This window comes from Haloarcula sp. NS06 (assembly GCF_051122755.1).
Classification (GTDB): domain Archaea; phylum Halobacteriota; class Halobacteria; order Halobacteriales; family Haloarculaceae; genus Haloarcula.
The window spans coordinates 1,369,307-1,396,178 of sequence record NZ_CP184844.1 but is presented as its reverse complement, the minus strand read 5'-3'; the positions used below and the strand labels follow the sequence as shown (position 1 = coordinate 1,396,178).

Annotated in this window: 31 protein-coding genes and 1 pseudogene; 14 read left to right on the top strand and 18 right to left on the bottom strand. The window is 63.8% G+C overall.

Annotation, left to right across the window (positions count from 1 at the left end; all coding sequences use genetic code 11):
• Positions 1-13 precede the first annotated feature (13 nt).
• On the bottom strand, positions 14-661 hold the full coding sequence (locus ACODNH_RS10980; protein ID WP_434531369.1) for an SWIM zinc finger family protein: 648 nt from the start codon (positions 659-661) through the stop codon (positions 14-16).
• 129 nt (positions 662-790) lie between these two features.
• Here ACODNH_RS10980 and ACODNH_RS10975 point away from each other — a divergent pair, with 129 nt between their 5' ends.
• Positions 791-1,000: a DUF7472 family protein gene (locus tag ACODNH_RS10975; protein WP_004590143.1), complete on the top strand. Its 210-nt coding sequence runs from the start codon at positions 791-793 to the stop codon at positions 998-1,000.
• Here the strand turns inward: ACODNH_RS10975 and priL are convergent.
• Complete coding sequence (priL, locus tag ACODNH_RS10970; RefSeq protein WP_306710224.1) at positions 997-2,073, bottom strand: DNA primase regulatory subunit PriL; 1,077 nt, start codon at positions 2,071-2,073, stop codon at positions 997-999. The genes ACODNH_RS10975 and priL overlap by 4 nt on opposite strands.
• 280 nt (positions 2,074-2,353) lie before the next feature.
• On the opposite strand from priL, the gene ACODNH_RS10965 reads away from it, so the two are divergent.
• Positions 2,354-2,506, top strand: coding sequence for a hypothetical protein (locus ACODNH_RS10965; RefSeq protein ID WP_306710222.1), 153 nt, complete (start codon positions 2,354-2,356; stop codon positions 2,504-2,506).
• A 135-nt stretch (positions 2,507-2,641) separates the two neighbouring features.
• Here the strand turns inward: ACODNH_RS10965 and ACODNH_RS10960 are convergent, their stop codons facing one another.
• The 4 genes from ACODNH_RS10960 to ACODNH_RS10945 form a co-directional block, all read right to left on the bottom strand.
• Entirely contained in the window at positions 2,642-3,097 is a 456-nt protein-coding gene (locus tag ACODNH_RS10960) for an acyltransferase (RefSeq protein ID WP_434531368.1), read from the bottom strand.
• Between the two features lie 219 nt (positions 3,098-3,316).
• On the bottom strand, positions 3,317-4,594 hold the full coding sequence (locus tag ACODNH_RS10955; protein ID WP_306710218.1) for an adenosylhomocysteinase: 1,278 nt from the start codon (positions 4,592-4,594) through the stop codon (positions 3,317-3,319).
• 44 nt (positions 4,595-4,638) lie between these two features.
• Positions 4,639-5,652, bottom strand: a complete 1,014-nt coding sequence (locus tag ACODNH_RS10950) for a hypothetical protein (protein ID WP_434531367.1) — start codon at positions 5,650-5,652, stop codon at positions 4,639-4,641.
• 138 nt (positions 5,653-5,790) lie between these two features.
• Entirely contained in the window at positions 5,791-7,089 is a 1,299-nt protein-coding gene (locus ACODNH_RS10945) for an amidohydrolase (RefSeq protein ID WP_434531366.1), read from the bottom strand.
• A gap of 214 nt (positions 7,090-7,303) precedes the next feature.
• Here ACODNH_RS10945 and ACODNH_RS10940 point away from each other — a divergent pair.
• Positions 7,304-8,447, top strand: a pseudogene (locus ACODNH_RS10940) (MFS transporter).
• Positions 8,448-8,515: 68 nt separating this feature from the next.
• A complete protein-coding gene (gene hisG, locus ACODNH_RS10935) occupies positions 8,516-9,364 on the top strand; it encodes an ATP phosphoribosyltransferase (RefSeq protein WP_306710209.1) in 849 nt (282 codons plus the stop codon).
• 207 nt (positions 9,365-9,571) lie between these two features.
• Here hisG and ACODNH_RS10930 read toward each other — a convergent pair whose 3' ends face one another.
• A complete protein-coding gene (locus ACODNH_RS10930; RefSeq protein ID WP_004590159.1) occupies positions 9,572-9,961 on the bottom strand; it encodes a DUF7473 family protein in 390 nt (129 codons plus the stop codon).
• Positions 9,962-10,048: 87 nt separating this feature from the next.
• On the opposite strand from ACODNH_RS10930, the gene ACODNH_RS10925 reads away from it, so the two are divergent.
• Positions 10,049-11,080, top strand: a complete 1,032-nt coding sequence (locus tag ACODNH_RS10925; protein ID WP_306710208.1) for a TIGR01177 family methyltransferase — start codon at positions 10,049-10,051, stop codon at positions 11,078-11,080.
• Between the two features lie 89 nt (positions 11,081-11,169).
• Positions 11,170-11,325 carry a rubrerythrin-like domain-containing protein gene (locus tag ACODNH_RS10920; RefSeq protein ID WP_004960444.1) on the top strand — a complete coding sequence of 52 codons (156 nt, stop codon included), beginning with the start codon at positions 11,170-11,172 and terminating at the stop codon, positions 11,323-11,325.
• 23 nt (positions 11,326-11,348) lie between these two features.
• On the opposite strand, the gene ACODNH_RS10915 is transcribed toward ACODNH_RS10920, so the two are convergent.
• Genes ACODNH_RS10915 through ACODNH_RS10895 form a run of 5 tightly spaced genes read right to left on the bottom strand, consistent with a single transcriptional unit; the run spans position 11,349 to position 14,275 of the window.
• The gene (locus ACODNH_RS10915; RefSeq protein WP_306710205.1) at positions 11,349-11,888 is read right to left on the bottom strand and encodes a GTP-dependent dephospho-CoA kinase family protein; all 540 of its coding nucleotides are present in this window, start codon (positions 11,886-11,888) and stop codon (positions 11,349-11,351) included.
• A 1-nt stretch (position 11,889) separates the two neighbouring features.
• Positions 11,890-12,087, bottom strand: coding sequence for a transcription elongation factor subunit Spt4 (gene spt4, locus ACODNH_RS10910; protein ID WP_004960449.1), 198 nt, complete (start codon positions 12,085-12,087; stop codon positions 11,890-11,892).
• Positions 12,087-12,665 (bottom strand): DNA-directed RNA polymerase, encoded by a 579-nt coding sequence (locus ACODNH_RS10905; RefSeq protein WP_004516007.1) that lies wholly within the window; start codon positions 12,663-12,665, stop codon positions 12,087-12,089. Before ACODNH_RS10905 ends, spt4 begins: the two co-directional genes overlap by 1 nt.
• Positions 12,666-12,668: 3 nt before the next feature.
• The gene (locus ACODNH_RS10900) at positions 12,669-13,046 is read right to left on the bottom strand and encodes a DUF188 domain-containing protein (RefSeq protein WP_170082589.1); all 378 of its coding nucleotides are present in this window, start codon (positions 13,044-13,046) and stop codon (positions 12,669-12,671) included.
• The gene (locus ACODNH_RS10895) at positions 13,046-14,275 is read right to left on the bottom strand and encodes a translation initiation factor IF-2 subunit gamma (protein ID WP_005536660.1); all 1,230 of its coding nucleotides are present in this window, start codon (positions 14,273-14,275) and stop codon (positions 13,046-13,048) included. The genes ACODNH_RS10900 and ACODNH_RS10895 overlap by 1 nt, the downstream gene beginning before the upstream one ends.
• A gap of 397 nt (positions 14,276-14,672) precedes the next feature.
• Between ACODNH_RS10895 and ACODNH_RS10890 the strand changes: the two genes are divergently transcribed.
• From ACODNH_RS10890 to ACODNH_RS10880, 3 genes are all read left to right on the top strand, one after another.
• Positions 14,673-15,560 (top strand): DUF7351 domain-containing protein, encoded by an 888-nt coding sequence (locus ACODNH_RS10890; RefSeq protein ID WP_306710200.1) that lies wholly within the window; start codon positions 14,673-14,675, stop codon positions 15,558-15,560.
• 150 nt (positions 15,561-15,710) lie between these two features.
• On the top strand, positions 15,711-15,887 hold the full coding sequence (locus ACODNH_RS10885) for a hypothetical protein (RefSeq protein WP_306710198.1): 177 nt from the start codon (positions 15,711-15,713) through the stop codon (positions 15,885-15,887).
• 42 nt (positions 15,888-15,929) lie between these two features.
• Positions 15,930-16,880: a DUF5787 family protein gene (locus tag ACODNH_RS10880; RefSeq protein WP_306710196.1), complete on the top strand. Its 951-nt coding sequence runs from the start codon at positions 15,930-15,932 to the stop codon at positions 16,878-16,880.
• Positions 16,881-16,899: 19 nt separating this feature from the next.
• Here ACODNH_RS10880 and ACODNH_RS10875 read toward each other — a convergent pair whose 3' ends face one another.
• From ACODNH_RS10875 to ACODNH_RS10860, 4 genes are all read right to left on the bottom strand, one after another.
• The gene (locus tag ACODNH_RS10875) at positions 16,900-17,196 is read right to left on the bottom strand and encodes a hypothetical protein (protein ID WP_306710195.1); all 297 of its coding nucleotides are present in this window, start codon (positions 17,194-17,196) and stop codon (positions 16,900-16,902) included.
• Positions 17,197-17,258: 62 nt separating this feature from the next.
• A complete protein-coding gene (locus ACODNH_RS10870; protein ID WP_306710193.1) occupies positions 17,259-18,134 on the bottom strand; it encodes an MBL fold metallo-hydrolase in 876 nt (291 codons plus the stop codon).
• A gap of 44 nt (positions 18,135-18,178) precedes the next feature.
• A complete protein-coding gene (locus ACODNH_RS10865) occupies positions 18,179-18,454 on the bottom strand; it encodes a hypothetical protein (RefSeq protein ID WP_306710191.1) in 276 nt (91 codons plus the stop codon).
• Between the two features lie 82 nt (positions 18,455-18,536).
• A complete protein-coding gene (locus ACODNH_RS10860; RefSeq protein ID WP_306710189.1) occupies positions 18,537-19,886 on the bottom strand; it encodes an ATP-binding protein in 1,350 nt (449 codons plus the stop codon).
• Between the two features lie 118 nt (positions 19,887-20,004).
• Here ACODNH_RS10860 and ACODNH_RS10855 point away from each other — a divergent pair, with 118 nt between their 5' ends.
• From ACODNH_RS10855 to ACODNH_RS10845, 3 genes are all read left to right on the top strand, one after another.
• Complete coding sequence (locus tag ACODNH_RS10855; protein ID WP_306710480.1) at positions 20,005-21,585, top strand: DUF1508 domain-containing protein; 1,581 nt, start codon at positions 20,005-20,007, stop codon at positions 21,583-21,585.
• Positions 21,586-21,673: 88 nt separating this feature from the next.
• On the top strand, positions 21,674-22,144 hold the full coding sequence (locus ACODNH_RS10850; protein WP_306710187.1) for a pyridoxamine 5'-phosphate oxidase family protein: 471 nt from the start codon (positions 21,674-21,676) through the stop codon (positions 22,142-22,144).
• A gap of 110 nt (positions 22,145-22,254) precedes the next feature.
• Positions 22,255-23,388, top strand: a complete 1,134-nt coding sequence (locus tag ACODNH_RS10845; protein WP_146417720.1) for a thiolase family protein — start codon at positions 22,255-22,257, stop codon at positions 23,386-23,388.
• 140 nt (positions 23,389-23,528) lie between these two features.
• Here the strand turns inward: ACODNH_RS10845 and ACODNH_RS10840 are convergent, their stop codons facing one another.
• Positions 23,529-23,996, bottom strand: a complete 468-nt coding sequence (locus ACODNH_RS10840) for an NUDIX hydrolase (RefSeq protein WP_306710184.1) — start codon at positions 23,994-23,996, stop codon at positions 23,529-23,531.
• A 259-nt stretch (positions 23,997-24,255) separates the two neighbouring features.
• Between ACODNH_RS10840 and ACODNH_RS10835 the strand changes: the two genes are divergently transcribed.
• The gene (locus ACODNH_RS10835) at positions 24,256-24,402 is read left to right on the top strand and encodes a hypothetical protein (RefSeq protein ID WP_306710182.1); all 147 of its coding nucleotides are present in this window, start codon (positions 24,256-24,258) and stop codon (positions 24,400-24,402) included.
• Positions 24,403-24,491: 89 nt separating this feature from the next.
• Positions 24,492-24,944, top strand: coding sequence for a PaaI family thioesterase (locus tag ACODNH_RS10830; protein ID WP_306710180.1), 453 nt, complete (start codon positions 24,492-24,494; stop codon positions 24,942-24,944).
• Here the strand turns inward: ACODNH_RS10830 and ACODNH_RS10825 are convergent.
• On the bottom strand, positions 24,941-26,845 hold the full coding sequence (locus tag ACODNH_RS10825; RefSeq protein ID WP_306710178.1) for a cation:proton antiporter domain-containing protein: 1,905 nt from the start codon (positions 26,843-26,845) through the stop codon (positions 24,941-24,943). The two genes, ACODNH_RS10830 and ACODNH_RS10825, sit on opposite strands and share 4 nt — an antisense overlap.
• Between the last annotated feature and the right edge of the window lie 27 nt (positions 26,846-26,872).

Here is a 26,872-nt window from a genome sequence, read left to right as displayed (position 1 = left end):
CGCAGGCGCTCGATTACGGGCACCCACCGTCGACGAGTTCGGCGTCCTCGACGCGGCGGAGTCGCGACAGCGGAAAGGCGTATTCTCGCGGCTCGGTCGCGCTGACGGCGTCCGAGAGATACGTCGCCAGCACCACGAGGTCATCGGGCGGGTAGCCGTCGTTGGTGTCGTAGTCGGCGACCGTCTCGTCGGTCGCCTCAATGGTCCAGGCATCGGCCGACGTGTCGGTGACAGCCGTAACGACGAGGCTGTCGTCCGTCTCGCAGTCTCGCACGATGTCGCCGATTTCCAGTCGGCAGTTGCCACAGAGATGGGGCGTTCCCATGTCGACGGCGACGAAGGTAACGGTCCCACAGGCGTCACAGACCGCCCGTTGCTTACCGGGCGGTGCGACCCGACGTGCAGTGATTTCGATAGCGACGCGCCGGAGGTGTTTGCAGTGCTCGCCGCGAATGCGGTTGTCCGGGCAGGAACAGGCGTGCTGTGCGATGTCGACGAGGTATGTGCTGTCGCTCTCCGTCGTCACGGCGTACGTGCTGTCCGCTCGCGGGTGGACGGCCATGCGCTCGGTCCAAGCACGGGCGGCCCGGTCCGGGAGGGAACGGAGGTCCGGTGCAAGTGCGGTACTCTGCCGGTCGGCTGCTGGCTCGATGAGCGTCATAGGTGCGGACACGGCTGTATTTTCCAATGTGTCCAGTTGAAACATAGGTGCTACACGGGCCTAAATGGCTCGGCCAGTGGGCTCCGCCGCTTCGATACCCTTTTTGCCGGCCCTGTGAAATCGCAGAGCATGGATATCGAGCGGGAGACGCTCCTGCAAATCGTCATCTCGGCGGTCGCCGTCGTGCTGTTCGTCGGCGCAACTGTTACGGCCTCACAGATGTATCTAAGTGGGTCAACCGTAGAGGCAACGGGCGGCTACGCACTCATCGGCGCGATCGGGCTGTTCGTCGTGTTCATGACTGCTGCCGGTCTCTGGCTCGAACGCCAGCAGTTCTAGGCGTCGGCCTCTTCGTCAGCCTCGTCCTCGCGCCAGTCGACTAGTTCCTCTTCGTCGGTGTCATCTAACTTCTGCTCGTAGTAGCCCATCGGGTGAGAAATCGTCTCACAGAGGTCGTCCATGTTGACACAGTCACCGTAGGACTGCATGGTCGAACACGCCGGCGTCGAGTACTCCGTCGGGCTGGTATCCCCACGGATGTGGTCGACCTGATACCGGGTGGCTTCTTCGCCGAAGCCGGGATTGACCTGGAACAGGTCGACGATCTCGTCTGTCGTCATCCCGATGCCGATGAGGAAGGTCGCGATGGCAAACCGGGAGTGGTGTTCGAGGTGTTCGCCCTTCTGCACCTGGTCGAGGAGCGACTTCATACAGGGTGGGAACAGCTCCGGGACGACAGTGTCGATCTCGCGGGTGAGTTCCAGTTCCGAGAGGACTTCCTCTAGGCGGTCGACCTCCTCTGTCAGTTCGTCGGCGATGGCATCCGGGACGGTGAACGGCAGGCCGTCGGTGACTCGGTGACGTATCGCCTGCTTCAGCAGGACGTTCAGTTCCTCGGCGGTGACCCTGACCTCGCCGTCTGTCAGTGGCCGATTGACCAGCCGCCAGGAATCGCCCCGCTGATCGGCCGCCAGGTCGAGATACGCCCCGACTTCGACGCGGTATCCGTCGCCGGCGTCGCTAACAGCACTCGCGAGGTCGAACTCCGCGAGCAGTTCCGTTCGGTCCAGTGTCTCGCGCTGAGTCGACTTCAGTTCCGTCGTCGTCGCGAACTCCTCGGTAAACCGGTCGTAGGCCGCCTCGGCCTCCGCCTGTGCGTACTTCCGGGTGCAGATGTGCACGTCGACGAGCGACACCAGCACGCGGGCGACCGGGTACGAAAGCAGTTCGACGCGGGTCCGTCGATGTGGCTCACCGACAGTCCCGTCCGTGATTGCCGATTCGACCCGCTCCAGCGCGCGCGCTGTGACCGTTTCGTCCGTGGCGACGATCTCGCCCAAGTCCACCGCCGCGGCTTCGACGGCCTCCCGCGACCGCGCCAGAAAGGGGTAGCGTGCGTGGAGCGGTTCCATTGCCACCACCTTTCGGATGGGAGCGAATAAAATTGCCGTCACCGGGACGGTTGGTGTCGGATTCCCGACAGCGAGGGCGGCCAGACCGGGGGCTATACATATAGAACCGGCCCCGGGGCAGGTGAATACAGCTAGTAGATAGACGGATGCCCGTCACTCGCTATTGGTGAAGTGTGGTAAGGACGCGCGGGTCGGCGACGGCACCCGGTCCGGTCGGGGAACTGGACCGGTGCAGTCATTCCCGACGAGGTAACTGCCAAACGAGACACGGAACACACCGATGACGCACGAGCAACACACCGATTCACAAGAGGGCATCAGAGCGACATTCGAAGAGTACGACGTTGGCGTGGATACAGTCGCCCACATCGGCGACCCCGAAAACCCGTCTGCGTGGATTCAGTCGACGGTTTTCGTCGACGTAACCGAGTAGGACTAGTCGGCGGTCGGTTGGTGACACCAATGTGACGAGCGGTTTTGCGTTTATATCGATCGAGTACCCCCGGCCGGTCGATCGGTCACGGTGGCCGACCGTTCACCGGGAAGTGGAAACCGGCATTTTTTCGACTCAGAGGGAGCGCTGTACCGTTTCCGTGGCGCTCCGGACCACAGTCTCGGACGGGACATCTTCGGTTACAGTGGTCCCGGCCCCGACAACGGCGTTTTCGCCGACCGTGACACCCGGAAGGACCACCGCACCAGCGCCGACGAAAGCTCCGTTCTCGAGGACTATCTCATCGAACGTGTCGTTCTGGAACTCCATGCCCGCGTCGGTGAGGTCGTGGGTTACGCCGACGATGGAGGCGTTGGGTCCGATCTGGACGGACTCGCCGACCGTTGCCTTCTCGACGTAGGCGTTTGCATTGATATCGGTCGGTCCGTGGATAGTCGCCTTCTTGATCGAGGCCCCCTCGTAAATCTGGACGCCGTCATCTATGTTGGCGTCGTGGATTGTCACGTATTCTCGAATCTCGACAGTTCCCAGCGTCGCATTCTCAACCTGAGCGGTCTCGTGGACAGCCATACTCGCACATCAGCGCCGACACTAATCATCGTGGTGTCGAAGACCGAGTGTTTGAATCCTAAATCGATTCAACAAGGTTACCAGCACGGTTATCGTGTGGCAGTCTCGTCGACGTTGTAGTCTGGAGACCGCTCGCTCCGCTCGAACCACTCTGTGTCCTCCACGGGTCGCTTCGCTCCCCGTTCCGATTCGAGATTCTTCGCACCGCTCAGAATCTCGCTACGTCCCGTGCTGCCAGGAATCCATGTACTCGGCCTGCGTATCGGTCAGCGAATCGAAGTCGACGCCCTCAGCGTCGAGTTTGATCTCCGCGACCTCCTTGTCGAGTCGGTCCGGGACAGCGTGGACACCGGCCTCGTAGTCGTCGCCGTTTTCGACCAGTTCGCGGACACAGACGGCCTGCACGCCGAAGCTCTGGTCCATCACCTCGACGGGGTGACCCAGTGCGATAGGCGTCGCGAGATTGACCAGACGGCCCTCGGCCAGTACGTTCAGGCGGCGGCCGTCGGCCATCTCGTAGGTCTGGACGCCGTCGCGGGCTTCGTAGGTGTCGACGGCAAGGTCCGACAGGGCGTCGAGGTCCACCTCCACGTCGAAGTGGCCGGCGTTGGCGAGCAGGACGCCGTCCTGCATCGCCTCGAAGTGCTCCTCGACGATGACGTCGCGGTTGCCGGTCGTCGTGATGAACACGTCGCCCTCGGTGGCGGCCTCGGCCATCGGCTTGACCTCGTAGCCTTCCATGTGGGCTTCGAGCGCGCGGCGGGGCTCAACTTCGGTGACGATCACGTCGGCGTTCTGTCCGCTGGCTTTCTTCGCGACACCTTTGCCGCAGTCACCGTACCCGGAGACGACGACGGTCTTGCCGGCCCACGAGAGGTTCGTCGTCATTGCAATCGAGGCCAGCGAGGATTCGCCGGTGCCGTGGACGTTGTCGAACAGGCGCTTCATCGGCGTGTCGTTGACCGCGAACACGGGGTAGTCGAGTTCGCCGTCATCGTCCATCGCGCGCAGTCGGTGGACGCCGGTCGTCGTCTCCTCTGCCCCACCGATGATGGTGTCGATGAGTTCCGGATAGTCCTCGTGGATGGCCGCGACGAGGTCCATCCCGTCGTCGACGGTGATGGTCGGCTTGTGGCCGATAACAGCCTCGATAGCCTCGTAGTACTCCTCGTCGTCGACACCGCGCTCGGCGTAGGAAGTGATGCCGTCAACAGCGTCAAGTGCGGCGCTCACGTCGTCGTGGGTCGAGAGCGGGTTACAGCCGGTGATGGCGACTTCCGCGCCACCGATCGCGAGGATTTCCGCGAGGACAGCGGTCTTGGCTTCGACGTGCATCGCCATGCCGATGCGTTCGCCCGAAAAGGGCTGCTCGGCCTCGAACTCCTCGCGGAGCGCGCCGCAGATGGGCATATGCTGGATAGCCCAGTCCATCTTTCGGCGGCCGGAATCGCGAGCCTCGTCGAGGTCGTCAAGTTGCTCCGAAATAGGCGTCGTCATGTCACGATAGAGGAAGAGAGTTCCTAAAACGCTACCGAAGCCGTTCAGTTACCGCGTTCATCCGGCGGGCCGGCGTCGTCCGGTCGACCGCGGTCGCCGTCGTCAGCATCGTCGCTGTCGTTGTCGTCGTCAGCATCGTCGTCCTCGTCTTGCTCTTCCGTCTCATCTTCCTCTACCGCATCTTCCGTCTCATCTTCCGGTTCCTCGGTTTCGTTCTCGTCGTCTTCAGTCTCGTTCTCCACGTCGTCGTCATCGCGGTCCTCGGGCGGCCCAGCGTCTTCGGGCGGACCACGACGGTCGTCGTCCGTCTCGTTTTCGTCGTCAGTTTCGTTCTCCGCGTCATCGCTGTCCGGACCGCGGTCTTCGGGTGGTCCGGCGTCCTCGGGCGGGCCGCGGCGGTCGTCTGTCTCGTTTTCGTCCCCGGTCTCGTTCTCGTCGTCACCGAAGATGTCGGCCGGCGGACCCTGTCGTTCGCTGGGGTGGGTCTCGTTGTCGTCGGACTCGTTTTCACCGGTGACTGCCGCAGGCGGGCCGGCGTGGTCCGGCGCGTTGCCGGGGTTGTTCGCGGTCACGAAGCTGGCAACGGCCGGTCCGATACCGCCGGTCCGGTTCTCGTCGCTCAGCACATCGCTCACGTAGGCCGACACTTCGAGTCCGAAGGTGTCGAACTCGGTCATGTTGGTGGCGTTCGGCGCGACGGTCAGGTCCGCCGTCGTCGTCGCAGTGTGATTGTCGGTCGTCGCCGTCACGTCGACCGTCACGTTCTGCTCGGGGGCAGGCAGTCCAACCGTCCCGTCACTGTCGGTCGTGTAGTTTCCTGACCCAGCGTAGGAGGTATTGTCAGCCGTCTCCACGGCAACTGAGGTGTTCTCGACGCCCGTCTCGTTCTGTGTGACCGATACCGTCGCGCTGCCGTCGTCAGCCTGTGAAACACCGACAGCGAGGGTGTTCCCTGCGCTGGTGTTGCCGGCCGAGTCCGCAGCGGCCGCCAGTCCCGGACCGACGGCCAGCAATGTCAGTCCGACAGCGGCGTACAGTGCAAAGAGTTTGGTGCGCATCGTAGCCGATACGTTCGCCGAGAGAGCGATAAACACCCCCTCCCGTTCATCCCGTTCAGGCCGTTTGCGGGATCGAAAAAACCGGCTGAAAAGTAGGTATACCGTTTAAAAATATCTCTCAGCGTTTATTTCGCCTGTTCAGTCGCCGGCTCGTTCGACCAGCGCGGCCGCATGATCGCTGGCTCGTTCGCGGACGGCTCCCTCGTCGAACACCTCGACAGTGCGGTCCCGCATGAGGACCTCGCCGTCACAGACCGTGTGGCGCACGTCGCTCCCGTGGACGGCGTAGGCAAGGTGCGATACGAGGTCGTGGGCTGGCGTCAGGTGCGGGGCGTCGAGGTCGATGACCGCTAGGTCGGCGTTCGCGCCGGCTTCGATGCGGCCGCTGTCGAAGCCCAGCAGAGCCGCGCCGTTTGCGGTCGCCATTTCGACGACAGTGCCAGCATCGACCGCGCTGGCGTCGTCAGCCGCGAGCTTTCCGATCATCGCCGCGTCGCGCATCTCATCGAACATATCGAGATCGTTGTTCGAGGCTGCGCCGTCGGTTCCGAGACCCACGGTGACGCCGGCATCCAGCAGGTCCTGTACCGGTGCCATCCCGCTTGCGAGCTTCATGTTCGAGGCCGGGCAGTGAGCGACGCCGGTACCCGTCTCTGCCAGCAAGTCGATTTCGCTATCGTCGACGTGGACGCCGTGGGCCACGTACGTGTCGCCATCCAGCAGGCCGATGTCGTCGGCGTAGGCGAGCGGGCGCTGTCCGTGTTCGTCGACGATAGGCGTCACCTCGTCGCGTGTCTCGTTGGCGTGCAAGTGGATCGATAGGTCGTCGTCGAGGGCCTGCGGGACGAACTCACTGAGGAACTCCTCGCCGACGGTCGTGAGCGAGTGTGGCTGGAACGTCGTCCGAACTCGGCCATCAGCCGCACCGTCGAGTTTCCGAGCTACGTCGAGACTCTCCCGAAGGTCAGACCGCGCGGCCTCGTCGTCCTTGCCGACGGTGACCGCGGTGAAACCCAGGACTGCGCGCATCCCGGCCTGATCGACTGCATCTGCGATCTCCTCGACCTCGAAGTACATATCCGACAGTGCTGTCGTCCCCGACCGGATCATTTCGACCAGCCCAAGTTCTGCCCCGGCACGGATGTCGTCGGCGGTCAGTTCCGCCTCGACGGGCCAGACATCCTCCTGCAGCCAAGCGTCGAGGGGCTTATCGTCCGCAAGACCGCGCAGCAGCGTCATCGCGACGTGGGTGTGAGCGTTAACCAGACCGGGGATGACTAAGCCGTCGCTAGCATCGAGTTCATCGTCGCCGTCCAGTGTGCCCGGTTCGTCGACGGCCACGATGTCGCCGCTGTCCTGTGAAACCAGTACATCCGCACGCTCGACGGTCAGGTCAGGTCGGAGGACCTGCCCGCCGGTGACGAGAAGTTCGCTCATGACGGTGACTTCGCAACCGCGGGCCTTAGTTCGCCGGGTCCACGCCGTCGTTGTGTGGCGTGTTGCCACGTTTATCGGCGGGTGTCGCAGTGACAGCAGTGCCTGTTCCGCAGGGGTCTTTCGGCTCCGGCGCGTTCGGATTGGCAAGAGAATGGCGGCGGCAGAGCAACTCCGACAACGGGTCAACGCCATGCGGCACGGAAGCCCAGGCCGAATGCTGCTTGCCGTCGCTGCCGGCTGGTTTCTCGTTCTCGGGATGCGGTTTGTCGTCCCTGCGGTGCTGCCGACGATACGCGAGGAGTTCGTCATCTCGAACGCACAGGCAGGGCTCGCAGTCACAGTACTCTGGCTCACATACGCGGCGGTACAGTTTCCGGCCGGGGTGCTGATCGACCGAATTGGGGAGCGGACACTGCTGGTAGCCGCAGCGTTGCTGTCGGGCGTCGGGCTGCTGGGCTACTTCTTCGCGCCGGTCTTCTCGCTGTTCCTCATCGCAACGGGCGCGTTCGGGCTCGGAACTGGGGTGTACGGCCCGACCCGCGGGACCGCGCTCTCACGGACGTTCGACGCCCGCGAGGGGACCGCCTTCGGTGTCGTAATGGCGGCCGGTTCTCTCGGCGCGGCCACACTGCCTGCCGTCGCCGCGTTCGTCACCACACGGTACGGCTGGCGGCTGGCGCTTGCCAGCGCCGCTCCGCTGTTCATCCTTGTCGCCGGCGCGCTCTGGCTCTCAGTCTCGGACCGCCCGACCGGTGAGTCCAAACGGAGCCTCCGGCAGGACCTCCGAATAGTCCTCACCGGCTTTCGCAACCGTCGGCTCGTGCTGTCGGTCTCCGGCAAGACACTGATGCTGTTTGCCTTTCAGGCCGTGACAGCGTTTCTCACGACATATCTGGTCACAGTCAGGGACCTCTCACAGGGGACCGCCGGGGCGCTCCTCTCGGTGCTGTTCGTCGGTGGCGCGCTCTCACAGACGGTTACCGGCCGGGTCGCCGACCGATACGGAACGCCCAGTGTCCTGACGGCTGTCGCGCTCGTCAGTACTGTTCCACTCGTGCTCATTCCGTCCGTCCGCGGCGTCGTGCCGCTGGCCATCGTCTCCGGCCTCATCGGGGTTCGGATGAGCGTCGGCCCGCTAGCTGAACGCCTACATCGTCGATACGCTGCCTGACACCGCCGAAGGGACCGGCTGGGGCCTGCTCCGGACCGGCTTCTTCGGGATCAGTTCGCTGGGCTCGACGGCCGTCGGTCTGCTAGCCGACCAGAACCTGTTTGCTCTCGCGTTCTACGGTCTGGCTGGCCTGACACTGCTGGCTGCGGCTACCTTCGTTGTCCTCCCACGCCGGGACCGCCTGTAACGGCTCCGCCCACAGCTTCGGCCAGCCTGAGGGGAAAGACAGTTGCACCACGGCCTGCCAGTAGGCGTATGCGAATCGCCGTCCCCAACAAGGGCCGCCTGCACGAACCAAGCGAGGAACTGCTCGAACGGGCCGGCCTCCATCTGGTCGACGGGGCCGACCGCCAACTGCACGCCGATACTGTCGATCCGGACGTAACCGTCCTGTACGCCCGCGCCGCCGACATTCCTGAGTATGTTGCGGACGGCGCTGCCGACGTGGGTATCACCGGCCTCGATCAGGTCCGTGAGTCCGACACCGACGACCTCGTCGAACTCCGTGACCTCGATTTCGGCCGCTGTCGCCTCGTCCTCGCCGCGCCGGAGGACAGCGACATCGAAACCGTCTACGACTTCGAGGACGGCCGCATCGCCACGGAGTTCCCTAAAATCACCCGCCAATACTTCGACCGGGTCGACGTCGACGTCGACGTAACCGAAGTGTCCGGCGCGACGGAACTGACCCCCCATGTCGACATCGCCGACGGCATCGTCGATATCACCTCGACCGGGACCACGCTCCGGATGAACCGGCTGGCCGTCGTCGACGAGGTGCTCGAAAGCTCCGTCCGTCTGTTCGCCCGCGAAGACACCGCTGACAACGAAAAGGTCCAGCAGGTCGACACCGCGCTTGGCTCCGTCCTCGCTGCCGAAGACAAACGCTATCTGATGATGAACGCCCCCGAGGACGCCCTTGACGACGTGGAAGACGTGCTTCCGGGGATGGGCGGCCCCACTGTGATGGACATCGCCGGCTCCGACCAGCTCGCCGTCCACGCCGTCGTCGAGGAGCGTGCTGTCTTCGAGACCATTAGCTCGCTCAAGGACGTGGGCGCGAGCGACATCCTCGTCACAGAGATAGAACGACTGGTTGAATAGTACCTTTTTACGTCACCCCATCTCCTCGCGCGCTCGTAGAGCGCGCTGTGGGGAGCGGGTTCGCAGAAATCTACGCTAAAAGCGACCTCCGGGTCGCGGCCTGCGGCCGCACTCGGAGCGAAACCGCGCCTCCGGCGCGGTATGCACCACACTCCGCTCCGCGCCCGCATTCCACAGACACTCCCACCACATTCCCAGCTCGGAGAGTCAGAAGAACATGAAAATGTTGTTTAGCGCGAACCCGAGCACCGCCGCAAACGCCAGATGCAGCGCCACGAGCGGGGCCGTCGATCGGGTCGACAGCCGATAGGAGAGGCTGATGGCGATCCCGTCGGCGACGAGGGTGAGCAACAGGACGACCGCAACGCCGAGGTCGGCCGAAACGACGCCGGACTCGACGCCCCAGCGTTGGAGGATCAGCGAGACGATCGCTGGCGCGAGGGCGGCCTTTGCGGCGAGTTGGCTCGGCACGTCGCCGATAAAAAACGTCGCAGCCAAGTGAAGCGTGAGGGCGTAAAAGAGCCAGGTGACAAGGACAGTCACGAGGACCGCAAGGATACCGCCGCCGGTCAGGCTGGAGAACCCGGACTGAAGCATACTCGGGGTTCGGCAGCCGCTCGCTTGTGCGTTTTGTTCCCGGGCGCGACCGGCACGCTCATAGCCGCTCGCCCACACCGCTCGGGCGTGTACGTCCTCGAACTCGGCGGGCAGGATGACGCGTTCGCGCGGCGGGAAGCCGCAAGCGCCGCGAGCGCCGTCGACGTGCTCGCCCCCGGACTGGCGACGGCACGGGGCATCAGCGACCGCGTTCGCCACCTCGCGTTCACCCACCGGGCCTGTGACCTGATCGGAACCTCGGACCCGGACATCGAGAGCGCCGCCGCGTTGCTGTCGGCCGCAACAATCGACCGCGAGGGGAGCGTCGCCGTGCGTGCGGTCGACGTGCGAGCGAGCACCGGTATCGACACCCAACAGGCCGAACGGACGCTGGGCGGTGTGCTCACCGACCGCGGCTTCGCCGTCGACCTCGACAACCCAGACCACGTTCTCTATGCCCACTTCTCGGACCCCGCGGGCGACGAGGAGGGCGGGACCGGCGAGGCCTGCTGTGCGCTGGGCTGGCTTACCACCGGGAGCGTACGAGACTTCGGGGGCCGCCAGCCGACCGAGCGCCCGTTCTTCCAGCCCGGCAGCATGGACCCGCTCGAAGCCCGCGCGCTGGTCAACATCGCTGGGGCCGGCCCGGATGCGACGGTACTGGACCCAATGTGTGGCACCGGCGGCCTCCTGCTAGAGGCGGGGCTGGTCGGGGCCGACGTGGTCGGCGGCGACGCACAGAAAAAGATGGTCTCGGGGACGCGCGAGAACCTGGCCTACGCACTCGACGGCGACGGCCACCCCAACCGAGCATCGTACCCGGAAGCGGGCGAGTGGGGGGTGTTCCGCTCCGATGCGTCCGCACTACCGGTTGCCGACGACGCCGTCGACGCCGTCGTCTTCGATGCTCCCTACGGTCGTCAGTCTCGTATTGAGGGGGAACTGGCCCCACTCGTGTCCGGTGCGCTCGGCGAAGCCACCCGCGTCGCAGAGCGATGTGTCCTCGTCGCCGACCGCGACTGGCGCGAGGCCGCGACCGGCGCGGGCTGGGCTGTCACTGATTACTTCAAGCGGCGCGTTCATCGCTCGCTGGTCAGGCACATCCACGTTCTTGAGTGAACGTACGTCCACTTTCTCTGGACGGGTGTTGTCTTTTATTTCGGTATGAGCAAAGTTTATGCCGTGACAAATGCTAATTAGTCTCAAGTATGCCAACGTGGTCAGACCCCGCCCCATGTGACGATGACGAACAGCTGTTCGAATGCCCGGACTGTGGGAAGCGCCTCTGTAGCGAGCGCTCGACAGTTTCGTGTGGCCGCTGTGAGACAGAAATGCAGAATCTCAGCGTCCCACGGCCGGAATAAAACCCGTCCGCGTTTTTTGCTGGTTAGCTCGACACGAGTGCAGTCGCTCGCTCGGCGTCACCGTCCATCCGCTCCAGTAGCGACCGGACCCGGTCCCGGGCTGCGTCATCGCAGTCGGCCAGCACCATCCCCTCGTCCGGCTGGCCGTACACAACGCTGGCTCCGGCGGGCGCGGCGAGCACTGCGGGGAGCGTGGCGAGGTCCTCCTCGCCGTCAACATCCAGAAGAGTCGTCCCGTCACTGTCGAGACCATCCCTGAGCGCAGTAAGCAGTTCAGCAGTGAGCGTCGCGGGTGGGTTGTCGACCGGGAGCGTCCGGTCAAAGCCATCAATTGCCGCTGCCACGTCCGCGTCGACGGCCGAGCGTTTGGTCCGTTCGTCGACCAGCGCGAGGTCGGGCGTCCGCCCGGCCTCGATGAGATGGTACGTGACCATGTCGCCGACGGCGATGATGGGTTCACCGGCATCGGCCAGCAGCGCCGCTGTGTCGGTATAAATCCGTCCGAGCGGCTCTTTTAGCTCGTGCCGCAAGGCACTCGGGAGTTCGAGAACGACGTCGGACACGTTAGCGGACTTTCAGCGCGTACTTGCCCGGCTCGGTCACTTCCATCTCCTCGGCGATGTCGGACCGCTCCGGGTGGGCGATGACGACGTAGCCGGCCCAGTCCTCGGTCAGTGCGGTGCCGCCGCAGGCCTCACACTGGCTTTCGATCTCCGCGCTCTGGACGCGGTGACAGTCGCGACAGACGAGTCGGTCCGCCATCAGCTATCACCGGCTTCCGCCGTGCCTTCACGGCGCTCGCGCTCCTCCTGGAGCCAGCCGTGCTTGCCCAAGCCAACCTGTTTCGCCGTCAGGCCGATCTTGGAGTCACGTGGGTTGCGTTCGTCGATGCTCTTGGTGACGATACGCGCCCGGACGGCGTCACCAACGGTGAGCGTCCGGTTGGACTCGCGGGAGGCGAGTTGCTGGTTCTCCTCGTCGTAGGCCAGATACTCGTCGGAGATCTGGGAGACGTGGAGCAGACCGTCGACCGGCCCGATGCCGATGAAGGCCCCGAAGTTGACGACCTCGACGACCTCCCCGTCGACCACTTCCTGCATCTGTGGGTCGAACGTGAGGGCGTCGAACTCGGCCTCGTAGTAGACGCCGGGCTTGTTCGGCAGCACGGCACCGGTACCGATGTCGTGGACCTCGATGACGGAGACGACGCTGCCGACGTCCTCGTCCATTCGTCCTTCGAGCTTCTCTTGCAGGAGCCGTTTGACCAGCCCCGGACTGACCTCCGCCAGAAAGCGTGGCGGGACTTCGACCGTATCGCGTAGGCGTACCCGTTTATACATGTGTTATGGTTGAGTGATACCCAGTTTGTTCCGGCCCCTTAAACTAATTACTGGAACGCCCGCGTCCAGCAGGCGTCGTTTGAGGGGGTTGTCGTTCGTGACTGCGTGTGTCGCATCGTCTGCCTGTGCCAGTTCGAGGACGGCATCGTCCGCGTAGTCCGCCGTCGTCTCCCGAACTGTACACCGGTCGAGCAGGTCCTGCCCGACAGAAGCGGCCGTCGCTTCCGCGCCGGCGCCATCGGCCAGTTTCGCCAGCTCGTCGCGGACGGCGGCGGGCGCCACGTAGTCCGTCGCATCCGGCAGCACCCTGTCGAGTTCCTCGAACAGGCGCACGTTGCATTCGACCGGCATCATCAGTGCGTTCGTATCCAGCACGATCATCACCGCAGCGTGCCGACACCGATGAGCCGCCATCGAGCGCCGACACGGCGGTTGATGGCGATCTTCGAGCCCGAGGCCGCACAGACCGGGCGCTTGAGCGCGACTTCACATTCGTCGTCGCGCGCGCTCGTGACCGACCCAACCGTGGTGGCGGTGCCGATAGTCAGCATGAGCGGTTCACCGGTCGAGATTTCGTCGACCTCGCCGCCGTCGTCGCCGACGATGCGTTCCAGCAGGTCCACGTCCATCGTGAACGTCTCGTGGACCGGCGGGAGGCTACCGGGCGGCCCGGCGACCTGGCCGGCGAGCGCGTCGCCTTTCGTGATAGCGGGGTCGAGCCCAGTCCCGACGCCGAGCAGGCCACCCGGCGTAACCGTGTCCACGAAGTCGCCGCCGGACTGGAGCGAGCGGACCGTCGTCGTCACGGGCTGCCACTCCGTCTTGCCGCCTTCCTCGACCTCACGGCCAGGGCGGAGTTCGATCTCGTCGTCAACGTCCAGTTGGCCGCCAACGAGCGAGCCGCCGAGCACGCCGCCCATCAGGTCGTCCCAGGTCGTGCCGGGACGGTTGATGTCGAACGAGCGTGCGACCATCATGCGGGCGTCCTCGTCGGGGTCCCGTTCCGGCGTCGGAATCTCGGACTGGACAGCCTCAATGAGCAGGTCGATGTTGGCCTCCTGACCTGCGCTGATGGGGACAACCGGTGCGCCTTCGGCGACGGTCCCTTCGACGAACTCCTGAATCTGCTCGTAGTTCTGCATTGCCCGCTCCTCGTCGACGAGGTCGACCTTGTTCTGGGCGATGACGATGTTGTCAATACCGATGATATCGAGCGCGCTCAGGTGTTCCTCGGTCTGGGCCTGCGGGACAGGCTCGGTCGCCGAGATGACGAGAACGGCCCCGTCCATGATGGCCGCGCCGGACAGCATGGTGGCCATCAGCGTCTCGTGTCCGGGCGCGTCCACGAACGACACCGTCCGGAGGTGGTCGGTGTCGACGTCGTGGTCGTCGCAGTGCTCGTCGACGGTAAAGGCCTCCGGCTCCTCGGCCTCCGGGCAGCGACGGAACGTCGCGTCGGCGTAGCCGAGTCGGATAGAGATACCGCGCTTCATCTCCTCGGAGTGCTGGTCGGTCCATTCGCCGGACAGCGCCTGTACGAGCGTCGTCTTTCCGTGGTCGACGTGCCCAACGAGTCCGATGTTCACCTCCGGTTGTTTGTTCGATGTCATTTCGAGAGTAATCTTGGTGGATTTTCGCCGCGTGCAATTGATAAACCTACTGTTTGCGGCCCGTCGACCCCGGTTCAATCGCCGATATTGTCCCTGCTGACAGCGGCAACATCACCGGATTGCTCGGTATCGGCCCGGATATAGCGACGCGATCCCATCGCTGCGCACGAGCCGCGGACTGCGCGAGTCGGAGATTACACCGGCTATCGCCGTTAAGAGAACGTCGGAGTCAACGACCAGTCATACCACCATCCGTGACGAACCGGTCGAACCGGTCGAACCCTGCTCGTTGACTAGACGGGGACGCTGAAGTAATCGTGACGCGTTCATGTCGGTGCTGTTACGTAACTGTGTTTCTGTGAACGCTTTTGTTTATGCGGGGACAGGTTCATGCACGATGCGAGTCGATGAGTCCCCCGAAACGGATGCCGACATTGACCCGGCGACAGCGTTTTCGGTCATCGCGAGCGAGACGCGCCTGGACATTCTGGAGGCCCTGTGGCGCGCAGACGACCGACCAGTTCGCTTCTCGGAGTTGTTCGACGCCGTAGAGCTAGCCGACAGCGGGCAGTTCAACTATCACTTACAGGAGCTCACTGATCAGTTCGTCAGCCAGGGAACTGACGGGTACGACCTCCGGCACGCCGGGGCGCAGGTCATCCGCGCGGTGCGGGCGGGAACGTTCACTCGGACGCCCGACATCGACCCGTTCTCGGTGACCGGGGCCTGTACGCGGTGTGGCGGCGGTCTGCTAGCCGAGTACGCCGACGAGCAGTTCGCTATCGACTGCGAGGACTGCGGGAAGGCTCACGGCGAGTACCCGTTCCCGCCGGGCGGTCTGGTCGACCGGACACCGACGGAAGTCGCGACGGCCTTCGCCGAGCGGGTGCGACACCTCCACTGTCTGGCCGCCGACGGGGTCTGCCCGGACTGCGCCGGTCGGATGGGGACAGAGATCTCCCGCGATGGCGACTGCTGTCTCGATGTGTCGATCCGCGCCGAGTTCGTCTGCGAACGGTGTCGCCACGAACTCTGTTCGCCTGTCGGACTGACGCTACTCGATAACTCCCGCGTTGCAGCGTTCTACGACGACCACGGCGTCGATCTGTCGAGTCGACCCTACTGGACGCTCCCCTGGTGTGTCGACGACCAGTACACCAGCGTTGAAGACACCGACCCGTGGCGGCTCACGGTCCGGGTTCCGCTGGCCGAGGCGGAACTGACCGCCTATCTGGACGGCAACCTCCAGCCGACCAAGTTCGAGCGACAGGCTTGCGAGCACTGAGCCGGTCCGCCGGTTGTACTGTCTGTCTTATGGGGGTGAGCTGTTTTTCGGCTGACTGAAATCGTCTTCAGGAGAGCCTCTGTCCGCGTCTGTTGCAGAAATATCATTCAGATTATGCTTATCGGCGTTCGGGACCATTGTTTCACTGTAATGTATCAGCCTGCACCCTACGCCGACCCCGAACTGTACAGGCCGACGTATCCACCGCTGACCGTTCGTTCCCTCCTCGGCGTTCTGACGGTCTACCTCGGCTTGCTGACGATACTCTCGCAGAGTCCGGTTCTCGCACTGGCGGCGCTGACCTGTTTCCTTGTCGCCACCCGGTAACCGAGCACGGGGCTTTTGCCCGTCCCAGCCCTGCCTCCGGTCGTGCGGGAGTTCGACTTCGAACTGGCACTGTGTGCCCACCTCGAACGCGAGGGTCGACTGGTGAGCCGCCAGCTCGGCGGCGCTATCCACGGCCGGCGCGTCCTCGATACCGTCGTCGTTGAGCCGGGCCCCGAGTTCGACGAGCGGGCGGCCATCACTCCCGAACGACTACCGACGGCGGCCATCGAAAGCGACGTTGGCCCGGGTCGGGCGCGGTACTGGAAGGACGCCTTCGACTGTCACCCCGACCGCGCCGAGCGGGCCGTCGAACTGGCGGTCGATCGGGGCTTCTTCGAGCGCGAGCGTCGCGGCGGCCGGACGTACGTCCGACAGACGACGCGGTACCCCGACTGGGTCGGCGACATCGTCGCCATCGAGAACAAGCCGGACCTGCGTCGGCCCGGCGACCTGGAATCACAGTTGCGGACCGACGTCTCGCTCGCGCTTGCCGACCGCGTCGTGCTGGCGACGGCCTCCTACGTTACCGGGGCGCACCTCAACCGGATTCCCGAGGAAGTCGGTGTCTGGCGGTTCGACGCCGACAGCGGAACGATAGACGTCCGTCGGGAGGCGACACCACTGGCGACCGACGACGCCGGCGTCGAACTCCTCGACGAGCGGGCGATCCGGACAGACGTGGGGATAGTCAACGCTTCTGAAAAGGCTCGCGCACGCCGGCGACTGGCCGAGCGAGCGTATGGGAAGGGATGGCGGAGTTTCGACTATCCGGCGTGTGAGCGCTGTTCACCCGACAGTGACGGGATTCCGTACTGTCAGTGGAAGGATCGCGCTGTCCGCGAGAGCGACGAGTGCGGCCCGGACTGCGGCGGGTACAAGGCAGCCGACCCGCCGGCCGTCGACGGGGACTCGCTTCGGGCCGAGCGGACGCCGTGGCGGGCGGACCCAGACGGACGCAGGCGTCGTCAGTCGGGGCTGGATCGGTTCGGATAGCCGCGAGAAGTCGTCACCGCTACCGGTCGTCGTCGCCTGAAGGCGCGTCATCCGACGGTAAGCCGCCGTCACCGGCTGTCGGACGGCCGTGCTGTTCGTAGTTGTCTTCGGTCACTGCCGGCGCTTCGGTGGCGACCTTCGCCGCATGTTTCGTTCTGGCCTGATAGTTCGCCGCGGCCGCGATACCGACACAGGTGACCAGTCCCACCACCAGCACCCAGTCGATACTGCCCACGATACCCTGCTGGACGGCGATTGCAAGGACGCCGCCAGCCAGCGACAGCCCACCGACCTCCGCGATGCCGCGCCTGTCCATACAACGGCATTAGCCGCCATGGCCTATAAGCTACGGTCCGTTTCACCGAGCCGAATCGGGAGTCAGAGCGTGAACCGCTCGCCGTCGAGTCCGATGTCGTCAGCGAAGGCCCTGTCCGCGGGGACGTAGTGCGCCGTGTGGACGATACGGTAGTCGTCGGCCGCAATGTCTTCGGCGAAGTCCCGCGCGCCGGGCAGGGTCATGTGTTTCGTGCCGAAGGTCCGCGGCACGCCGTTTTCGTCGTGGTGCGTGCCGCCTTTCGGGTGGTACTCGCAGGCCTCCGGGTGGACGATGCCCTCGACGAGCGCGAGGTCGGCCCCGGTCAGGACGGATTTCGAACGGTCGGGCACGTCGTAGCAGGTATCCCCGGAAATCGACAGCACTGCGCCGGTCTGAGGTTCCTCGATTCGCAGGCCGTAACACAGAAGCGGTGGGTGCGTGACCGGGACGAGCGTCACCTCGAAGCCAGCGACGGTGAACGGCTTGAGCGGCGTCTGTGCGTGGACCGAGACCGTATCGAGATAGTCATAGCGGCTCCGGACGCTCTCGGCGACGCTTGCACCAGTCACCGGATCGGTTTCGTCGGCAGCGTGGACCGGCAGTTCGTCGAACAGGCGGTAGGCGTTGCCGAGGCCATCGAGGTGGTCGAAGTGAACGTGCGTGATAATCGCCGCGTCCGGCAGCGGGACCGACTCGCGGAGGAACTGGTGACGGAAGTCCGGACTCAGGTCGATCAGTAGTGACTCGCCGGTTTCGTCGTTCTCCACGGCGACGGAGAAGCGCGACCGTTCGACGCCGCCCGTGGGGTCGATGCCACGCTCGCGGACGCGGGCCCGGAGTTCCTCGTCGGGGTCGCGCGCCCGTTCGCACGTGTCACAGTCGCACTGGACAGTCGGCGTCCCCGTCGTGTCGCCGGTCCCAAGCAGCGTGACCTCCATTACCATCCCTTCAGAGGGGGACCCGCCTAAGCCCCTCGCTTTCGTTACTGGCTATCGAACAGGTTCGCCGGGTCGATCCCCTGTCGCTCCATCGTCGCCGCCAGCAGGGACCGGGCGCGCTCGTCCGCGAGGTCGTCGAACAGACACTCGAAGAACCCCTCAAGTAACTCCGGTCGGATGCGCAGGTCGACATACTCGACCTGCTTTTCCGCGATAACCACGTCTACGTCCCACTCGCCTTCATCGGGATCAGTCATCCGAACGTCAACCCACGACTCGGCCGGCTCGTCTGTCTCGGTGAACACGTCGTTGTCAGCCATGGCTACCGAATGGTTCCTGCATTGATAAGTAAATCGCTCATACCGACAGCCAGAACGGGTGTCTAAGTGGGCAAGCCGTCGCTCAGTGGTCGTGATCGTGGTCGTGATCACTGCCGCCGTCACCGGAGAAGCCGCCGCTCCCGGCGACCAACGCGTCGGCGTCGCCGTCCATCATGTCCATGTTCTTGAGGTTGTCCCGCTCCTCGAAGTCGATGATAGCGTCTTCAAGATCCTGCTGGGTGAGCGTGGTCCGCTCCTCGGTCAGAGCATTGAGGACAGCCTCACGGAGCACGAGCCGGAGGTCACTGCCGGTCAGCCCCTCGGTGAGGTCCGCCAGTGTCTCCGGGTCGAAGTCGTCGATCTCCATCTGCTGGGTGACGATGCGGAGGATGTCCGCGCGCATACCGCTATCCGGCTTCGGGAAGTTGACGATCTCGTCGAAGCGCCGCCAGGCGGCGGCGTCAAGCTGGTCGGGGTGGTTCGTCGCGCCGATGAGCAACACCTCATCCTGAATAAGCGAAATCTCGTCGATGCTCTTGAGGAGAGTGTTGACAGCGCGCTTGATCGCGGCGTGTTCGTCGGAGGAGCGCGTCTTGGCGACGAAGTCGAACTCGTCCATGAAGAGGATACACGGCGAGAGTCGCTTTGCGACCTCGAACACCTTCTCGACGTTCTTGGCCGTCTCGCCGAGGTACTGGCTGGTGATCATCGAGAGCTTCACCTCGACGAACGGAAGGTCGAGGTCATGGGCCAGCGCGCGGGCGACGCTGGTCTTGCCGGTCCCCGGCGGGCCGACAAAGAGGAGTTTCCCGATCTCTCGCAGGCCGATCCGGGCGAGGTAGTCGCGGTGCTCGATGGCCTTGACGATCTTCTGGATCTCGTCTTCCTGATCGGTGGTCAACACCAAGTCAGCCAGCGTCATCTCCACCTCTTCAGGGGCGCGCACGTCGACAAGGTCGAGCATCTCCTCATCGTCCTCGTCGTCGGTGTCGAACGCCTCCTCCAGTTTGGCGTCGATAAACGCGCGGTCGGCACGCGACGGTCGGTTCTGTTCGCGGGCCCGCTTGTAGTCAGCGCCCTCCACATGGTCCTCGAAGGCTTTCGCCAGGACCGGATTGTCTTCGAGCGCCGCGGCGTCGACCCGTTCGAGGAACCACTCCTCGGCGAGGTCGCGGTCCGTCATGGAAATGCTCCCCGAGAAATCGTCGCGGTCGGTGAACATCAGGCCGGAGATGGCCGCCCAGGGTCGCTCGACACCGGTGGCCTCGCTCGCGGTCGTGTTGGTGACCGACAGCGGCCGTTCGATCTCGCCGTCGCTCCAGAAGACGGACCGGTACGAGGCCGGCAGGTCGTCCGGCTCAAGGTCCCGCCGCTCGCTGTAAATAGTGGCCGTCAGCAGAAACTCAACGACATCCAGTTCCGGATTGCTCATTCCCACTGATGTTACCACGCAACCGGTATAAGTCACTCGAAGCCCCGATGTCCGACACCAAGGTAATATACCACCGCCGTGTGTTTCCAACGTGGCAACTAATAACAAATTAATCTCGGTGTATCGGAACCGCATCGGCGAGCCGACGACCGACGACGAGGTGTACGGCTACTGGCTGTTCGTCATCGGCATCGTACTCGGTATCGTCGGCCTCCTCCTGTTTTATCTGACAGCGTCGCGGAGCACGCCCCGGCAGTTCGGCTATCTCCTCGGTGCAATTGGGCTCATCTCGCTGTTTGCCGGGCCGACGATCAGGCTGCCGCTGACACGACGTGGTCTGATACTCACATACCTCGGGGCCGTGGTCGGACTGGTCGCGATGGTGTGGTTCACCACGTTCTACCCCTCCAATTGGGCCGGCCCCGAGGGGAACCCGGCAGTGACGCTATACATCGTCGGCCTCGGGCTGATGGCTGTCGGCGCGGTCGTCTCCCCGCTGCTGACTGGCCGAAAAGAAGCGTACGACAAAGCCGTTCAAACGGCGCAGGAAGCAACTGAAGTGGCCGAGCAAGCCACACAGGAGGCCGACCAGGCGTCCCGGGAAGCGACACAACAGTCCCAGGCCGCCGAACAGGCGAGCCGCGAGCGCAACAGGCTGGCCGAGAAGTTAGCGACCAGCGAGGCCGCCCGCGAGGAACTGGCGACCGTGACCGAGGCGACCGAGGCGGAACTCGCCGCGGCCCACGCCACCATCGCGGCTGCGATGGACAGCAAGGCGACGTTCGAACTGTACGAGGACGCGGCGGGCAAGTACCGCTGGCGGCTCCGCCATCGGAACTCCAACGTCATCGCCGACAGCGCACAGGGGTATTCCTCGCGCCAGAAGGCGATGCAGGGGCTCCGTAGCGTCCAGTCCAACGCCGCCGGCGGGGCTGTCGTTTTCTTCGAGGATGCGACAGAGGACGACACCGCCGAGGACGTACCGGTCGTGCCGGCTCCCGAAAGCGACGCCGCGTTCGAACTGTTCGAGGACAATGCCGGGGAGTTCCGCTGGCGCTTGCGCCACGATAACGGCAATATCCTCGCCGACAGCGGTGAGGGATACGCCTCGAAGTCGAACGTCCGGCGAGCGCTGCAGAGCGTCCGCGCATACGTTCCCGGCGCGGCCTACCTCAAAGTCGACCCCGTCGCTTACGAGGTGTACGCCGACGCTGCCGGGGAGTTCCGCTGGCGCTTGCTCCACCGCAACGGCAACATCCTCGCCGACAGCGGCGAGGGGTACAGTTCCCGGTCGAACGCCCGGCGGGCGGCCCGTCGAGTCAGCGAACTCGCACCCGACTCCGCGGTCGATGACCGTTTCGAGGTGTACGAGGACGCTGCCGAGGAGTGGCGCTGGCGGCTACGGGCCGACAACAGCGAACTCGTCGCCGACAGCGGCGAGGGGTACGCAAATCGGTCGAAAGCCATGGATGCCATCGAGCGAGTCCAGTCGTACGCGGCCGAGGCTGATCTGCTAGAAATCGGGAGCGCAGCGTTCGAAGTGTACGAGGACAGGGGCGAGGAGTGGCGCTGGCGACTCCGCCATCGCAACGGCGAAATCATCGCGGACTCCGGTGAGGGGTACGCCGAACGCAACAAAGCCGTGACCGCCATTGAGCGGATCAAGCGCCACGCTCCGGGTGCAACACAGGAGGAGTAGCGGCAACCGGGCACGTTCCAGCGGGCAATTCTCCGCCGCGAGGAATAGCCGAATTAATTAAACAGGTTTCAGTCGAAGTTACACCTATATGACAATAGATACTCTCGAGGCGGCCGGACTCACGCGCATGGACGACAGCAACATTGCGGCGTTTCTGTCGAACCAGCGGGTCGGTGTGCTGGGGCTACCGACCGAGAACGGACCGTACATGATTCCCCTGTCGTTCGGGTACGATGATGACCGCGCGCTGTATTTCACCTTCATCGGTGGGTCAGCAAGCCGTAAACAACAGTTGACCGAGGCGGCGGAGAATGCGGCCGTGCTCGTATACAAAGTCGAATCGATGTTCCACTGGGAGAGCGTCCTGTTACAGGGCGGTATCGAGGCCGTCCCCGAGTCCGAGTGGGACGACTTCGCGGACGTGCTCGATACGGCATGGCGGCCGGAGCTGTTCGAGGACGCTATCGAGGACGGCGACATCGCAGTCTACCGGTTCCGTATCGATGAGATGGAAGGGCTCAGACACGCCGGCCTCCCGCCGGGATTCGAACCGGAGTGAATCCGCTGCTCGACCGTGTCGGGGCGCAGTCAGGCCGGTCGGCCGACAACGGTTCCCCCGCTGTGTAGAGTTTGTCAGGTTTTAACACAGGCCGAGACGTTCCGTTGTCCATGCCCACACCTGTCATCGTGGACGCAGTCAGAACGCCACAGGGAAAGGAGGACGGCGCACTCGCCGGCGTCCGGAGCGAAGACCTCTCGGTGCCGCTTATCAACCAGTTGCTCGCGTCGACCGGCGTCGAGGCCGATGACGTCGACGATCTGCTGTGGGGGTGTGCCCAGCAGCGCGGGGAACAGGGCAACAACATGGCCCGGGTCATCGCGCTGTTGTCGGACCTCGGCGAGAGCGTCCCCGCATCGACGATTAACCGCTGGTGTGCGTCCTCCGCCGAAGCGCTGATGCGAGCCGCCGACGCCATCGCGGCCGGCCAGCGCGACGTGCTCATCGCCGGCGGTGTGGAGTCGATGTCCCGTGTGCAGATGGACGAAAACACGCACAACGTCCACCCGCGGCTGGCCGAACACTACAACATCGGCGAACTCCAGATGGGAATGACCGCTGAGAAGGTCGCTAGCGAGATGGAGGTCGCCCGGCAGGAACAGGACGAGTACGCGCTCCGGAGCCACCAGCGCGCCGCCGACGCGACGGAGTCCGGTCGCTTCGACGACGAGATCGTCCCGATCGATACCGAGGACGGTCAGCTCGAAGCGGACGAGGGTATCCGTCCTGACACCACACTCGAAAAGCTGTCCCAGCTACCGACAGTGTTCAAGTCGGATGGATCGGTCACACCCGGCAACGCCTCGCAGGTCTCTGACGGTGCGGCAGGGCTGATGGTCACCTCCCGTGAGTTCGCGGAGGACCGCGGACTCGACATTCTGGCGGAAATCGGCTCCCACGAAGTCGCCGGTGTTGACCCGACCGTGATGGGGATCGGCCCGGTCCCCGCCGTTCGCAAACTCACCGAACGAACTGACCGCGAAACGGACGATTACGACCTCGTGGAACTCAACGAGGCCTTCGCCTCCCAGTGTCTGTACTGCCAGCGCGAACTCGGCTTCGACGACGACATCTACAACGTCAACGGCGGCGCAATCGCCATCGGCCACCCGCTCGGGGCCTCTGGCGCGCGCCTTCCAGTGACGCTCGTCCACGAAATGAACCGCCGCGACGCGGAGCTGGGTCTGGCGACAGAGTGTGTCGGCTTCGGTCAGGGCGCGGCTATCGAGTTCCGACTGCCCTGAGCAGCCGCTGTCAGCGCGGTTTCAGTATGCTACCCCAGCACATCGTTTGCGAATCCGTCGGTTTCGAGTCTGTTGCTTATGAATCCGTCATTTGCGACCGCTGTGGCGCTTGCACGAGCGATATTTGAGAGAAGAAGTCGTTAATCGGCAGCCACATCGCCGGCTGTCGTCGCCTCAGCGGGACTCGTCAGAGAGTGGAGATAGTCGTCAAGATCGAGTGCGAAGGTGGCATCGGTCTGGAGGTCGACCCACGAGAACTCGAACTCTGCACCGCGTTCCTCGCCCGTCCCGGTGACGGTGTGGACCCAGTGATCCCGGGATTCGTGGACAGGGAGGTGGTAGAACGACCGCACGTATCGCTTCGGTGGCGACTCGCGGCGCGTCCAGACATCGGTGGCGATGTGTTGCAGACGCTCGAATGAGGCGAGACCGCTCTCCTCGACAGCCTCTCGCTGTACGGCTACCCGCGGTCTTTCTCCCGGTTCAACGGTTCCCTTCGGTATCTGTAGCCCGTCGTGGCCCGGCCCGTCGAACACCAGCAGTTCCGACCCGTTTCTGGTGATGTAGGCACAGGCTTTCTTTACGTACGTTGCCCGCTGTGGTTGCATAGAATCTGGTAGCGACGGCCAACATATAGTAGTACCCACATATCTGCCTAAAATCATATTAGGTCATCGGGGGGCAAAGAGGGGTAATGAGTGGAATCAGACGCCGGTAGCAAGGCCGTCGAAGTACACCGACCCCTCATCCTCAGTAACAGACGCCCACTACGATAGTGGTAGCTCCCTATAGTAGGTGATAATCCACTACAATTTATTTTAGATTTTATTACAAGGATTAAAGTAGTGTCAACAGTGGATACTGTATATGGACGGTCACATCACACCCGAGGAGTGGGAGCGAATCGAAGCGTTCGCACAGAAGCCGAGCTACCTGCGTCGCCCGGAGCATCTACTTCCAGAAGAAGCCACGGAGAGCGACGAGAGCGTGGACGGAGCGGTAGCAGGGGACTGACAGGAAGTCGTGTCCCGAATAACGACCACACTCGACCCGTTGTTGATTGTTCTCGGAGGCTTATCTGACTCGATTCCGTGGAGATAGCCATGAGTCTCAAATCGATGTTCAACGACATCCCGTTTGTCAAGCAGCTAGGGATGGAGATCACGGCTGTCGATGACGGTTATGCGGCTGGCGAACTCCCGCTGGAGGACGGCCACTCCTCGAACCCTGAATCGATAATCGCACACGGCGGCGTCACGTACTCACTCGTGGATACCGTCGGCGGGGCGGCCGTCATCTCGCAATCCGGCACCGTCTCACCGACAGTCGACATGCGGATTGATTATCTCGCGCCGGCAACCGCTGATCTGCGGACTGAGGCAGAGGTGCTCCGAAGCGGCGGGAGCGTCTCAGTCGTCGATGCAGAAGTGTATGACACCGATGGCCATCACATCGCGAGCGCTCGTGGGACGTACAAAACTGATGGCGACCGCGGTGAGTCGCCATGGACAGAGGGTGTCGAGGAATCAGATGTTGCCCATCTTACTGACGACTAGTCGCCGCTAACCATCTTCATCCCGTCACGCACGGACTCTCGACGGCCAAGCAGCGTCACCATATCGCCCTCTTCGAGGATGTAGTCTGCTGTGGGTACTTCGGCGTTCTCGTGGAGTTCGCCGCTGACGAGCGCGACCAGACAGGCGTCGGGCAGCATCGGACCGACATCGCGGATCGACTTCCCGATGAGTTCCGGATTGGTGACCTCGACTTCCTGAACATCCCCACTGCGGCCGACATCGGTCATCCAGTGGGCGATAGCCGGACGTTCGATTTGGTTGTCGATGGCCCAAGCCGTCGCCATCGCTGAGGAGATGGTCCGAACGCCGAGGTCCTCGAAGGCCTCGACGTTGTCCGGGTTGTTCGCGCGGGCGATGACCCGGTCGACGCCGAACTTCGAACTCGCCAGCTGTGACACCAGCAGGTTCGCGTCGTCGTCACCGGTCGCCGCGACGACGGTCTTGGCGTTTTCAGCCCCGGCCGACCGCAACACGTCGGTGTCGGTTCCGTCGCCGATCTCGACGGCATAGCCGTCGTTACGGGCTCGTTCGACGATCTCTTCCTCCTCCTCGATGATGACGACGTTTTCGCCCCGGTCTTCGAGGCGTGCGGCGAGCGCTCGGCCCACCTGTCCGCCGCCGACGATGATGACTCGCATTGGTATCACATCCAGTTTTTCCGCGATGAATCGCGCCAGTCCACCCTCGAACAGGGCGGTCGCAAAGATAACAAGAAAGACAGTGCCAAGCAGGATATCGGCCTGCGTCCCCAGTAGTTCAGCCTGTGCCCCGGTGACCTCCTCGGCTGCGGAGTGCAGTTCGACGGCAAACAGCGTCGCGACGGACGCCGGAATAATACCGCGCGGCCCGACGAAGCTGACGAACAGTTTCTCGTTGGTGGTAAACCGATCACCAGCGGCCGAGACAAACACCAGCAGCGGTCGGATAAGCAGGGCGACCGCGAGGACGACGATGATGCCCGCTAGCCCAACATCAATGAGTGAGGCCAATTCCAGTTGCGCCGCCAGTGCGATGAACACGAACGACAGCACCAGCAGCGTGATATCGCCTTTGAACTCCTCGATGTCCTCCTCGTACGGGTGGTCAACGTTACCGAGCGCCATCCCCGCTGTGGCGGCGGCGGCAACGCCGGCCTCGGTCGCTATCGTGTTCGCGCCCGCGTAGGCGATGAGCGCCCCGGCGAGCACGAGCAGTCGGGAGTTCCGCGGTGCGTCACCGGGCGAGAGGTCGACGTACTGGAGGAGGTAGTACACGACGCCGGCGACGATGAGGCCGACAAGTAGCCCCGTCCCCAGTCGGAGCGCAAATCCTCGTAGTAGGCTCTCACTGGCAACGGCTGGATTAACCGTCTCGAAGATGACGACAGCGATGATAGCCGCGGTCACATCGTTGACAATCCCTTCCGTCTCCAGTGCAGCGGCGACGCGGTCTCGAACCGGGACGACATCAAGAATCGGAGTGATGACCGTCGGTCCAGTCGCAACCAGTAGCGCACCGATCAGGAACGCGAGGTTCCAGGAGACGGCCGCGGAGCTGAACGCGAACTTGACGGCGATAGCGGTGCCCACAAGCGCGATAGCCGCACCGACGGTAACAAGTCTGAACGTCGCGGCCGGAGCCTCGCGTAGCCGGTCGAATCGGAGGTGATAGGCCCCTTCGAAAACGATGATTGCGACCGCTAAGCCGACGATTGCCGACAGTGCCCCGCCGAAGGTGCCGTCACCGATGATGCCCAGTCCGGGCTGGCCGATGATGACACCCACCAGCAGGTAGAAGATAATGCTGGGCACGCGTAGGCGTGCTGCGAGGACCTGTGCAAGGACGCCGAGCCCAATGATACCGGCGACGAGCGGAATCAATAGCCCCGAACTACCAGCCACAGTTAGCCTCCATCTGTCCAGCCTAAC